Raw genomic sequence first — 11,997 nt, forward strand, 5'->3', positions numbered from 1 at the left:
AAGACTATGTTGCGGAAAGGTTAGATCCTATTGATTACCATTTATGATATTGCCAAAAAAGCCAACGTCTCCGCCATGACCGTCTCCAAAGTCATTAATCAAACAGGTCGTATTAGTCCGGCTACACGCGAGCGTGTACAACAGGTCATCGAAGAACTTGGTTACATACCCAACTCGAATGCGCGCAGTCTTGTGCTGCAACGGACTCATATGCTGTCACTGCTGATTACGGATATTACGAACCCCTTCTATACAACGCTGGCCCGGGGGGCTGAGGACGCTGCAAATCTGCGTGGTTATCGCCTCTTGTTCAGCAATAGCGACGAGGATTACGACAAGGAGAAAAATTATGTGGAAACCATTCTGTCGACTCGCGTCGATGGTGTGCTGTTTGCACCTGCAGGGGACCGATCGCTGAGTCACTTGAAGCAGCTGCAGGAACGTAGCATTCCGTTTGTTATTTTGGACCGTACTGTCCCGGGAATTACATCTGATGTTATCGCTGGGGACAGCCGAGATGGTGCGCTTCAATTGATTCGTTATCTGACGAATCTCGGACATCGCTGCATTGCTCTGGTTAATGGTTCTTCCGAAGTTTCGACTGCGCGGCTGCGAGAAGAAGGATACATGGAGGGACTCCGGGAAGCCCAGCTGCCCTTTGATGAAGGATTAATCCTTCGAACAGGCTACCGGGATTTCAGCGATGAAGTGGGTATCGACAGTTTGCTTGCACATCAGCACAAACCTACAGCCATATTTGCAGCAAACAACATGCTCGCCATTGGCGTCATTCGACTTTTACGTAAACGGGGGCTGCGTGTTCCCGAAGACATCTCGGTCGTCTGTTTTGATGACCTGGATTTGGCTTCTGCCTTTGATCCCTTTCTCACGGTTGCTGCACAGCCTGCCTATGATTTTGGTGCCATCGGCATGCAAATGCTGATTGACCGAATTGAAGGCAAGGCTCCTGAGGAACCACAGACCGTCATTATGCCATCGGAGCTGCGTATTCGCGCTTCGGCCTCTGTACCTTGCGAATAAAGAGGAAATTCAATCGTAGACCAACCCTGACTTGAGAGAAACTGTTTTGTTGAAGCAAATACAAACAGGACGCATCGGAGAATATATCTCTGAATTGCGTCCTGTTTTTTTTATGAAATAACTCTTATATATATGGATTCTAGCCTTCAGATTGAAGTGCCAGAGCGACTTCTCGAACTAGACCCGGGAACCAATCCATTAATGCTTCGAATGTATATCCCGCCTGCTCTGCTTTGGATGTATCCATTGTCCAGGATTCCGAAATTCCAAAGGGTGACATGTCTTCTTTGATCGTTTCGGTCAATACCTGTGATTGCATGCCTGTTACCGTTTCGATCAAATGCATCATGGCGGAAAGTGTTATCGCCCCTTTGGACGCTGCATTCACAGGTCCAGTAATGGATGAATGTCCAAGCCAAGCGAGAAATCTCGCGGCTTCGGTGGAATTGATAAATCCAATCTCGGCGTTCGGATTGGGCATGCCGATAGGTTTTCCTTTTTGCACATGTTCAATATGAAAATGAAGTCTTCGCGTGTAATCATCAATCCCGAGTACAATTGGTATGCGCATCGCTGCCACCGGGAAATCCGCTTCCTGGAAAAATACAGCTTCCGCTAAACGTTTACCCTCTCCATACGAGAAATCTTCGTGGCTTCCGTATTGCACCGGGTAGGTGTATGGATCGAAATCGGCTTCGGTAAATCCAGGTTTGGGCTCTCCATATACCGAGAGCGTTGATGTCAAAATGTATCTTTGGGTACGTCCCGCAAAAGCTTCACAAGCCGACTTCGCGGCATCTGGCGAGTAGCAGATGTTGTCATAGACAATATCCCACATGTCGGTCTGGGCAACCTCGGCAAGAGATTTCGGGTCTTCACGATCCATTTTAATCCGGTTGACCTCAGGCCCAAAGTCTACATCCGTTTTGCCGCGAGTTGCGACTGTGATCTGAGACTTTCCTTCCCACAGCAAATGATCAACCAGACGTTTGCCGAAGAACCGTGTCCCACCAAGTATAAGTACTTTTTTCATCCGATAAAACCTCCTAACCTGTTCTGGTCATGCGTATCTTATTAAAACCTCCATATGAATGAAGTGCTGTCTGTGTTGTTGCAATTCAGGTATGTTTACCGGGATTTCACAATATGGAGCATAGTGTGTGCTCCCCGCTGGAATTCGTATGAAGTTTTCTCTTCAGAAGTAATATATCCGCGCTCTTCCAGTATAGCCTTTAGTTCATCCATGTGCTCATAACGTTTGCCAGACAAGTCTACTGTAGGGAAGATACGCAGCTCCCGCTTGGTTACTCGCAACAGCTCAAGGATCGTCTGTAGATGGAATTCGGTATTCAGGCGATCTGCATACGTAAACAGGAAATGTGCTGACAATGTTAGGTCGAATTGTTCATCGGCAAAAGGTAACTCCGGCAGTACAGAAGCCACATAACGGTCAGGGAAACGTCTCATATCTGTTACACAGTCAGTGATTGCACGTTTACGTTCTTCTTTTAAGCCATGGATCGAACCGAAATCATCCCATCTATATTTGTCTTGTACTTGTTCCATTTGTTTCATCGTATGTTCAATATCCTGAAGTCCCTTCACTTCCAGTTGGCCGATCTCATGTTCATAGGCAATATCCGTTGCCATGGGTTCTGCACCCCACTCTCGCGCATGGCTACTGAATGAACAAGCCCCACCTGGACAATCGAGAATGGACTTACCTTTAATCTCTTCTACGGTCAGGTTGAACATCTTCGTATATTCCTCGAAGGTTCGCCCGATAAAAATAATCTGTGCCAGCTCCAGGCCGGCTACTCTGCTCTTCTGCTCATCTCTGCTCATCTCGTCTCAGCTCACTTTCCAGAATTAATCGTTAGGAAAAACAAGACCAATCTGCTGCCGGATCTGATCCATCACCTGCATGGTAACGTAGGAACGTTCATACGTGTTCATATCCGATTCCTTTTTGCCCTGCTGAATCAGATTGACAAACTCCTCCACCTCATAATACATCGACGGATGAATTTGCTCGGCAGTGAGTTTTTCCATCGTACCATCATTGTAGCGTATCTCCGCATGTTCGGGTGAACCAATTTTGTCAATGAGGATGCTGCCGCGTTCGCCCATAATTTCACTTGGAACGTGAGAATTGGAGATTTTGGAGTACGTCACTACCGCTTCCATCTCATCATAATTCAGAATAACACTGCCTTGTCCATCTACCCCTGATTCCAGCATCAATGCCTGGGACTGAACTTGTTTAGGCTCGCCAAACAATGTAATCAATGGATAGAGACAATACACACCAAGATCCATTAACGCTCCATTAGCAAGATCGGGTTTGAACGCATTCAGGACGATTCCTTCTTTATACTTGTCGTACCGGGAAGAGTACTGGCAATAGCTCGCCACATATTTACGTACCGGGCCAATTTTATGTAGGTGAGATTGTACCATTTTGAACGAGGGAACAAGGGTCGATTTCATGGCCTCCATGAGCAGAACTCCATGTTCTTGCGCTGTATCAATCATACGACGGACCTCTGCTCCATTGGCGGCCAAAGGCTTCTCGCACAGTACATGTTTGCCGTTTCTCAGAAACAACTCTGCCTGCTCCGCATGAAAGGTATTCGGTGTAGCAATGTACACGGCATCGAGCCCATCACTCGCAGCCATCTCTTCGAGGCTAGTAAATCGAAGTGCAGCGTGATATTGATCTGCAAATGCATTAGCTTTATCTTCAGTTCTTGAGTACACGGCGGTCAATTCGAATCCTTCGACTTGTGCAGCGGCCTCAAGAAGTCTCTCTGTAATCCAGTTGGTACCTACCACTCCAAAACGAACCATTCAATCTACCTCTTTCGTAAATAAATTTCACAATTAAACAGCTTGCCATCCTGTACATTGTAGCCTATATTTCAACCAGATTGAAGGGATGTCCATTTCCAACATATTGATATCTTGCTTTTTTGTTTGAAACTTCGTCGATTCCCATAAATCAGGGGTATAATGAGACTTGAGGTGATTCTTTTGGAAAGTCACAATTCCTATCAATCAGATTCAGTTCCTATAGATGACAAACAGTGGAATGCCATTATCCACAACGATAGCAGCTTTGATGGAAAATTCTATTACGGTGTCAAGACAACAGGCATCTTTTGCCGACCTTCCTGCAAGTCGAAAGCACCCAAATATGAGAATGTCTCTATATTTAACAATCCTGAAGAAGCTTTGGCGCGACATTTCCGTCCATGCAAACGGTGCAAGCCAACGGGCGAGCGAGTTCCCGATCAGGAATGGATTTCCGTTGTAACAGACTATATTGAACATCATTATGCCGAGCCCCTTACACTTGATATTCTAGCAAATGTGAGTCACGGTAGTCCGTATCATCTGCATCGGGTGTTCAAACGGATTACCGGCCTAACTCCGGTGGAGTATATTCAGGAAAAACGAGTCACCGAAGCCCGGAAATTGCTTGAAAGCACCCGGCTTACCGTCACAGATATCGGTCGACAGGTTGGCATAGCCAATCCGGCGTATTTTATTACAGTATTTCGAAAACATACAGGATGCACACCTGCCAATTATCGTGAACAAAGGCGTGATCAATTATGAAGACCAGCTTAGTATACAAAGTACCCAAAACGTTGCTGAACAAAGGAACCGGGTTCCTTAATGGTTATACGCATACGCTGAATCCATACACAGGCTGCGCTTTTGGCTGTTCCTACTGTTATGTAAGGCAAATGCCCGTATCTTTATTTCGCAAAGAGCCATGGGGCAGCTGGGTTGATGTGAAACAGGAAGCCGCCAATGTGTTTGCCAAGGAGCTGAAGCGTGCGAAATCGAAAGGTAAAGTCACTATTTTTATGTCATCTAGTACAGACCCGTATCAGCCCGTTGAATATAAGGAGCAAATCACGCGGTCTTTGCTAGAAGTCATGGCTGAGCATCAACCCGATTTTATATTGGTTCAAACCCGAAGCCCATTGGTGACCCGAGATATCGATCTGCTGCAAAAGTTGGGTGACCGGGTCCGGGTTAGCATGACCGTGGAAACGGATCTGGATGATATCCGCAAGCAGTTCAGTCCTTCAGCTCCGCCAATCGCGGGCAGATTGCGTGCCCTGGAACAACTGCAAGATGCCGGTATCCCCACACAAGCTGCTATTGCGCCAGTATTGCCCAGCAGCGAAAGCTTTGCAGCCATTCTGAGGCCGCTTGTTGATCGTATATGCATTGATGATTACTTTATGGGAGATGGCAGTGAGGGCAAGCGAACCCGGAGACTTGGCATGAAGCCACTTTACGAACAAGTGGGCAAGGAAGATTGGTTCAGTCCTGAGGCATACAAAATGGTAGTCGAGCGAATGAAGGCGCATTTTGAGGAACATGAAATATGGATTAGCCAGGCAGGATTCGAACCCTAATCATGCTTGATATAAATTGAAAATAGCCCTGCTTCCCACGTATCGGGAGTCAGGGCTATACTTCTAACTTAATCGATTATTGATCAAGTGTGTATAATGGAAGATCTGCCGGCAGTGCAGCTGGGCGCTGACATGTGCTATCCATTTTATAAAAAGTCTGCTCATCCGAAGAATCATGGAACGCCCACATCGCTTCAAGCACATGGTAGGCCAGCTCTCCACTTGCTCTATGAGCACGTCCGCTGCCCACGGCATAAGCCATATCTGCAACACCGATGCCACGTGTATTTTCCTGATATCCTGAAAGAAGAGGAACCTCAGTCCATTCCTCATCACCTAGCAAGCGGTAACGAACTGGACCACCGAATGTGTTTGGATCAGGAACCTGTAGGGTTCCATGCGTGCCGTATACTTCAATCGGTGGCAACACACTTCCCCCAAATACGTCAAAACTCGTAATCAGCGTGCCGATAGCTCCCTGCTCAAATTGCAACAATCCGGCTACATGCGTCGGAATTTCAACAGGGATGCTCTGACCCCGCTTTTTCTCACTCGTGATCGTCCGCTGTTCCATCGCTTTGCCCGTCATGCCAGCAATGGACTTGATTGGCCCCAGCAATTGTACGAGCGCAGTCAGGTAATAGGGCCCCATATCAAACATCGGCCCGCCACCGGCTGCATAGTAGAACTCCGGATCTGGATGCCAATGCTCATGCCCACGGCTCATCATGAATGCGGTAGCGGCCACAGGTTTGCCAATGACACCATCCTCTACCACTTTGAGTGCCGTCTGAATGCCTGAACCAAAGAACGTCTCTGGCGCACAGCCTACCAGCAGCCCTTTGCGCTTAGCCGTTTCCAGGACCGCCTGACCCTCTTCACGTGTGACTGCGAGTGGTTTTTCCACGTAGACATGTTTGCCTGCTTCGAGCGCTCGCAAGCATACATCCGCATGAACGGCAGGGATTGTCAGATTGATAATCAAGTCGATCTCAGGGTCTGCCAAAATTTCATCTACCGTGTATACGTTAGGGACATGATAAGCAGCCGCCTGCTCCTCTGCCCTGTTCCGATCTAGATCTGCAACCGCTACAAGATCAAGCACCTCAAATCGGTGACAGTTCTCCATATAAATACCACTGATTTTACCGCAGCCAATAATGCCTACTTTCATTGTTTTCATGCGTGGACTCCCTTCGTGTTCCTAATTGATATAGCGCTTCCAAAACAACTCAACACCGCTTTATGTGGGTCAATATATTTATCTCAACGGATATGAATTAGGTTTAAATTAAATTAGTGATTTTGGTTATCAGCCATTCCTGTGTAAACTTCAGCCACTGCGTCCTTGCGGCTTTGCGCAAGTGCTTTGCCTGCGGCAGTCCATTTGAAACCACTACGCATCATTTCAGTAACTTGTTTCATCTCCACGATATCTGCATGGTGTCCGAGCGAGTTGTAGAACACGCGGCCTGCACCCCAGCGTTTGGTCCAAACGACTGGCATATCTACTGGGCCATTCGCTGCATGCGGACCGTTAACAATTGGGAAGCGTGTCGTTGCCAGCACTTCTACTGCAGGATCCACGTGCAGGTAATACTGTTCACTTTTCACCTGGAAATCTTCAATATGATCCAAGAGCGGACTGGAACCACGTTTCATGTTTACCGTGTACTCCACGCCGTCGTTCCCTGGATGCGCAACCCACTGCCCACCCGTCATGAACTGCCAGTCGACGTTGTTACGGAACGCATCACACATCCCGCCGTGAAGACCCGCAAGACCCACGCCGCTCTGAACAGCCGCAGATACGTTATTGACTAGTTCCTGTTCAATCTGTCCCATTGTCCACAACGGAACGATCAGATCCAGGCCCAGCAGTTTCTCTGCATCCGCATAAGCTTCCAGTGTATCTGAGACATCAACCTCGAGTTGTTCTTCCTTCAAAATGCGTTCAAAAATCGCTGCTACCTGCTCTGGTTCATGTCCATCCCAGCCGCCCCATACGATTAGTGCTTTGCTCATCACCCATCACTCGCTTTCCGGAAGTTAAGTTATTGTCATTCTCTATCGGACCTTATGCAAACTCAAGACCTCTCCGAGGTCAACATCCTAGCTTAAATCTAGCTTATTTATTTCAAATGAGTGCCAACATGATGTCCACTTCACAATTCAGTGGTTTAATGCTTACATTTCTTCTAGCGACACCCAGCGACGCTCTGTAACGGAACGTTCAACAGCTTCTAATACCGCTTGACAGGCAACCCCATCGTGGAAACTTGGTTCAGGCTGCCGTCCTTCGGAGATCGCGGTCACCAGTTCCAGCATTTCATGTGTGAACGTGTGCTCGAATCCAATCGTATGTCCCGCAGGCCACCACGCCTCAGCATATTTGTGTGCCGGATCAGTCGCCAGAACACGGCGGAAGCCCTGCACATCTTCATCGTCCTTCGTAAAATACACTTCCAGTTCATTCATCCGTTCAAAATCAAACCGGACGCTACCGAGACTGCCATTGATTTCAAACGAGTTGGTACTGCGATGACCTGCTGCAAAGCGCGTAGCCTCGAAGCTTCCTAGTGCACCATCTGCAAACCGTGCGAGGAACAACGTGGCATCATCTACCGTTACTTCGCCCTTCGGAGCATCTGCGTTCGAACTGCCTTTGGCACTAAGTCCGGTCATTTCCGAAGCCAGCGGCCGCTCTTTAATGAACGTTTCGCTCATCCCGATTACTTCCTTGAATTCACCCACCAGGAAACGTGCAAGATCAATTAGGTGTGCGCCGAGATCGCCATGTGAGCCGGAACCGGCTACTTCCTTTTGCAGACGCCATACCAGCGGGAACGAAGGGTCCATGATCCAATCCTGAAGGAAAAACGCACGGAAATGATAGATTTTGCCTAGGCGTCCGCTTTGCACCAACTCTTTAGCCAGCTGCACTGCTGGAGAGAAACGGTAGTTGAATCCGACCATGTGCGCAACTCCTGCTTCTTCAGCAGCCTGGAGCATTTCACGCGAATCAGCTAGCGACAAAGCCAGCGGCTTTTCACAGAACAGATGTTTACCCTGACGAGCGGCTTCCAGTGCGATTTCCTTATGGGCATCACTTGGAGCGTTAATATCGATCAGATCGATATCATCACGCCGCACCAGCTCGCGCCAGTCCGTTATACTTTCAGACCAGCCGAACTGACTGGCAGCCTCCTGAACTCCCTGCTCGTTCCGTCCACAGATTACAGACATCTCCGGCTGCAGCGGGGCAGACGGGAAAAACATCGGCAGACTGCGATAAGCGTTGCTGTGGGCTTTCCCCATAAATTTGTATCCAACCATTCCGACACGAAGACGCTTTGACATGGTCACTTCCTCCTTTGGAATATAACTAGCAATGTATTAATTACGGATTGAAGAGGCACGGATGATCAGCTCTGTAGGCAACAACTGCCTTGCTGTTTCTGAGGGAACTTCGGAATTCACTGTTGAAGCTGTTGCTCCCAGTGATCCATGAATAAGTTTGGATGCGGCCAGTTCTCCCATTTCATAAAAGGGAACCCTGACGCTGCTCAGCGGCGGAACCGCCATCTCGGCCGCATCGGAGTCATCATAACCTACAAACGCAGGGAAATCCTGAACCTTGATCCCACGCTCACGCAAACCATGCATAACACCGATTGCCATCCGGTCATTCGCAGCAAATACAGCGTCAATCTCGTTAAGCCGGGCTGCAATGGTGGCAGCTGCCTCCACCCCGCTTCGTCTGCCATAGTTCCCCTCCAGCAACAGACTGGAATCCATATTCATTCCGGCTTCATTCAGTCCGATATGAACGCCCTGAAGCCGCTCCTGACTGTTGGAATAACTATCCGGACCATTAAGAAAGGCGATATTCCGGTAGCCCTGATCGGTAAGGTGACGGATTGCCAGCCTGCTGCCCTCCACATGATCGGCATCCACTTCCATGAATGATTCACCTGCAAAGTGCTGGCTCATAATGCAAAAGGGATGTCCTTCCTGCTGAAGCCTCTGCATGGCTGCCAGTTCCCCATGATCATCTCGTGCGCCGAGAATAATGCAAGCATCCACTTTCTGACGGCGGAACAGATCCGTATAATTCATCACTTCACCCGGTGTCCTGAACATGACCAGCAGGTCCATGCCGTTGTCCCTGGCTTTGCTCCCAATGCCACTCAGCATTTCCGAGAAGAAATACGCCGAGAACAAGTGTGCTTTCGGGACGTAGGGCAACACCACGCCAAGGTTACCGCTTTTACTTCTCGCAAAGCTGCGGGCCAGTGCGCTGGGGACGTAACCCAACTGCTCGGAAGCTTCAATAACCTTACGACGGGTTTCCTCTTTAATAGGACCAACGCCATTAAGAACTCGGGATACTGTAGCTTCCGAAACACCGGCAAGATCAGCCACTTCTTTACGGGATGCCATGGATCTCACCTCCTTCATGTTTCCTGAACACCTGCCAAACCGATGCAATGTATCAAATAATTATGTACGCGCGTACATCTTCTCATGTGTTGTAACCGTTGTCAATGCTTTTAACACAAAAAAAGATGAGGATTTGTGTAAACAAATTCCCCACCTCTTGCTTACTATATAAACTGAACCAAAGAACATTTACACTTGCCACTCCGATGACAGAACAACCTTTCGATCGCTGTTATCCCCAGATTTTTTGAATTCCCGTTTTCAAAGGGAAAATCCGGGGATAAAGGCGAACGCTACGCTTCTTCAGGTTATTTCTGCCCTCTACGTTCTCGTGTAAATGTTTAGTTCAATTTATATATTCTCTTGTAACTTGTCCTATATAACCTTCTGATTCACATGCTTTCACACGCTTTCACATGGATTCATGATGGGGCAGACCAACTACAGTGCAGACCTACATTAGGTCGTCACACCGTTACCAACAGATGATTGACTGAACTCAGCCTGTTCCAAAATGGTGACATGACTTTGAATACGATCTGAAGGCTCAGGTGTAGATTGAAGCTGCCGCACTTTGTGCAGCACTTCCTTATTAGGAAGGAAATGCTGAGAACGGATGAAACGAATCGTTTTGGTTTTGGCACGCATGACAATGGAATCGGTCTCTGCCCGATCATCTGCGAGGTAACGCACTCCCCCAAGAATCTCACCAGGGGTAACACCAGTTGCTGCAAAAATAACATCTTCCGTGCCGATCATATCCTGCATCGTTAATACTTTGTAAGGATTGTCGATTCCCATTTGCAAGCAGCGCTGGAACTCGTCTGCGTTCGCAGGCATCAGGCGACCTTGAATCTCGCCTCCCAGGCAGGATAAGGCGGCTGCAGCAAGCACACCTTCCGGTGCTCCTCCTGATCCGACATACAGATCAATACCTGCCTCTGGGAACGCAGGTGCCATCGCGCCTGCAACATCACCATCGCTTAGGAACTTGATCCGCACACCAACTTTGCGCAATGTCTTGATCGTACTTTCATGTCGTACACGGTCCAGAATCATGACTGTCAGATCTGAGATGTTTTTGTTCAATGCTTCAGCGGCTTTCTCCAATGTCACCTCAACCGGATCTTCGATACTGACCTTGCCCACCAGAGCAGGCCCTACAGCCAACTTCTCCATGTACATATCCGGTGCGTGGAGCAGGTTGCCTTTTCCCGCCACTGCAATAACCGATAAAGCGTTGTTCAGGCCCTTGGCTACGATCTCTGTACCTTCCAAAGGATCTACAGCCACATCAACCTCGGGGCCCTCAGCGTTGCCGACTTCCTCGCCGATATACAACATGGGTGCTTCATCCATTTCTCCTTCACCGATTACCACCGTGCCGCGAATAGACACGGAATCGAACATGGCGCGCATAGCCAAAGTAGCCGCCTCATCTGCACTATTCTTGTCGCCCCGCCCCATCCAGGGTGCTGAAGCTAACGCAGCCAATTCTGTTACTCGGACAATTTCCAACGCCAGTTCGCGTTCCATTTTCCCCACTTCCTTTCCAGTTTCCAAAAGCATACATTGAAAGCGGTACTAAATCCATCGCAAATCCATATGAAATTGATCTAAAACGGGAGTAATAACCCGATTTTGAGAAATCACCCCATTCTGTCCCTCATCGATAAATGAACACATTTACACAGCTTTGAACATGCCATTTTACGAGTCTTATCCACCGTATTATATCTGGTTTGAAGCAGTATATTTCATCTTATATTTTTCGATATTCTATATTCATTGCGTTGAGTGTTTCTCAGGAATAAATCAGAGTTAAAATTTCGTATAACAATGGTTTATGAACATATAATTTGCAATTATAGAGAGGAATCTCATCCGTTCTCAAGTTCGTCGAAAACGATTTATAATAAGACCCCTACAACCGTCCTGTGCTCTTAAAGGAACAATATTGAAGACCATTTAAAAGAGGTTTTTTATTCAAAGATTTGAACTAAAAATTCACCTAAATCCAGCTGTATCCGCCCCTTAAACATGGTTAGCAATATAGATACAGCTTATGGAGGTCATC

Annotated in this window: 11 protein-coding genes; 3 read left to right on the forward strand and 8 right to left on the reverse strand. The window is 47.9% G+C overall.

Annotated features, from left to right (window positions below; genetic code table 11):
• The first annotated feature begins 30 nt into the window (after nt 1-30).
• Nucleotides 31-1,041 (forward strand): LacI family DNA-binding transcriptional regulator, encoded by a 1,011-nt coding sequence (locus tag CRO25_RS18435; RefSeq protein WP_063563908.1) that lies wholly within the window; start codon nt 31-33, stop codon nt 1,039-1,041.
• A gap of 139 nt (nt 1,042-1,180) precedes the next feature.
• Here the strand turns inward: CRO25_RS18435 and CRO25_RS18440 are convergent, their stop codons facing one another.
• The 3 genes from CRO25_RS18440 to CRO25_RS18450 form a co-directional block, all read right to left on the reverse strand.
• Nucleotides 1,181-2,074: an NAD-dependent epimerase/dehydratase family protein gene (locus CRO25_RS18440; protein WP_064638142.1), complete on the reverse strand. Its 894-nt coding sequence runs from the start codon at nt 2,072-2,074 to the stop codon at nt 1,181-1,183.
• 95 nt (nt 2,075-2,169) lie between these two features.
• Entirely contained in the window at nt 2,170-2,886 is a 717-nt protein-coding gene (locus CRO25_RS18445) for an SAM-dependent methyltransferase (protein ID WP_079695977.1), read from the reverse strand.
• 24 nt (nt 2,887-2,910) lie between these two features.
• Complete coding sequence (locus tag CRO25_RS18450) at nt 2,911-3,891, reverse strand: Gfo/Idh/MocA family protein (RefSeq protein WP_079695978.1); 981 nt, start codon at nt 3,889-3,891, stop codon at nt 2,911-2,913.
• Nucleotides 3,892-4,065: 174 nt separating this feature from the next.
• Between CRO25_RS18450 and CRO25_RS18455 the strand changes: the two genes are divergently transcribed.
• Both CRO25_RS18455 and CRO25_RS18460 read left to right on the forward strand, forming a co-directional pair.
• The gene (locus tag CRO25_RS18455; protein ID WP_306291816.1) at nt 4,066-4,662 is read left to right on the forward strand and encodes a bifunctional transcriptional activator/DNA repair enzyme AdaA; all 597 of its coding nucleotides are present in this window, start codon (nt 4,066-4,068) and stop codon (nt 4,660-4,662) included.
• A complete protein-coding gene (locus CRO25_RS18460; RefSeq protein WP_079695980.1) occupies nt 4,659-5,477 on the forward strand; it encodes a radical SAM protein in 819 nt (272 codons plus the stop codon). Before CRO25_RS18455 ends, CRO25_RS18460 begins: the two co-directional genes overlap by 4 nt.
• Nucleotides 5,478-5,553: 76 nt before the next feature.
• Here the strand turns inward: CRO25_RS18460 and CRO25_RS18465 are convergent, their stop codons facing one another.
• The 5 genes from CRO25_RS18465 to glpX all read right to left on the reverse strand — a co-directional run bounded on the left by CRO25_RS18465 (nt 5,554) and on the right by glpX (nt 11,456).
• On the reverse strand, nt 5,554-6,660 hold the full coding sequence (locus tag CRO25_RS18465) for a Gfo/Idh/MocA family protein (RefSeq protein ID WP_079695981.1): 1,107 nt from the start codon (nt 6,658-6,660) through the stop codon (nt 5,554-5,556).
• A 113-nt stretch (nt 6,661-6,773) separates the two neighbouring features.
• Nucleotides 6,774-7,502, reverse strand: coding sequence for a ThuA domain-containing protein (locus tag CRO25_RS18470; protein ID WP_079695982.1), 729 nt, complete (start codon nt 7,500-7,502; stop codon nt 6,774-6,776).
• Nucleotides 7,503-7,664: 162 nt separating this feature from the next.
• Nucleotides 7,665-8,837: a Gfo/Idh/MocA family protein gene (locus CRO25_RS18475; protein ID WP_063563916.1), complete on the reverse strand. Its 1,173-nt coding sequence runs from the start codon at nt 8,835-8,837 to the stop codon at nt 7,665-7,667.
• Nucleotides 8,838-8,873: 36 nt separating this feature from the next.
• Complete coding sequence (locus tag CRO25_RS18480) at nt 8,874-9,920, reverse strand: LacI family DNA-binding transcriptional regulator (protein WP_176854364.1); 1,047 nt, start codon at nt 9,918-9,920, stop codon at nt 8,874-8,876.
• 459 nt (nt 9,921-10,379) lie between these two features.
• On the reverse strand, nt 10,380-11,456 hold the full coding sequence (gene glpX / locus CRO25_RS18485) for a class II fructose-bisphosphatase (protein ID WP_079695983.1): 1,077 nt from the start codon (nt 11,454-11,456) through the stop codon (nt 10,380-10,382).
• Nucleotides 11,457-11,997: the final 541 nt, after the last annotated feature.

The organism is Paenibacillus sp. RU5M (assembly GCF_900221055.1).
GTDB lineage: Bacteria > Bacillota > Bacilli > Paenibacillales > Paenibacillaceae > Paenibacillus > Paenibacillus marchantiae.

What these genes read in the sequence shown, in the direction of transcription:
- CRO25_RS18440 (WP_064638142.1), bottom strand. Translation starts at nt 2,074, where the DNA reads ATGAAAAAAGTACTTATACTTGGTGGGACACGGTTCTTCGGCAAACGT.
- CRO25_RS18445 (WP_079695977.1), bottom strand. Translation starts at nt 2,886, where the DNA reads ATGAGCAGAGATGAGCAGAAGAGCAGAGTAGCCGGCCTGGAGCTGGCA.
- CRO25_RS18450 (WP_079695978.1), bottom strand. Translation starts at nt 3,891, where the DNA reads ATGGTTCGTTTTGGAGTGGTAGGTACCAACTGGATTACAGAGAGACTT.
- CRO25_RS18460 (WP_079695980.1), top strand. Translation starts at nt 4,659, where the DNA reads ATGAAGACCAGCTTAGTATACAAAGTACCCAAAACGTTGCTGAACAAA.
- CRO25_RS18465 (WP_079695981.1), bottom strand. Translation starts at nt 6,660, where the DNA reads ATGAAAACAATGAAAGTAGGCATTATTGGCTGCGGTAAAATCAGTGGT.
- CRO25_RS18470 (WP_079695982.1), bottom strand. Translation starts at nt 7,502, where the DNA reads ATGAGCAAAGCACTAATCGTATGGGGCGGCTGGGATGGACATGAACCA.
- CRO25_RS18475 (WP_063563916.1), bottom strand. Translation starts at nt 8,837, where the DNA reads ATGTCAAAGCGTCTTCGTGTCGGAATGGTTGGATACAAATTTATGGGG.
- CRO25_RS18480 (WP_176854364.1), bottom strand. Translation starts at nt 9,920, where the DNA reads ATGGCATCCCGTAAAGAAGTGGCTGATCTTGCCGGTGTTTCGGAAGCT.
- glpX (WP_079695983.1), bottom strand. Translation starts at nt 11,456, where the DNA reads ATGGAACGCGAACTGGCGTTGGAAATTGTCCGAGTAACAGAATTGGCT.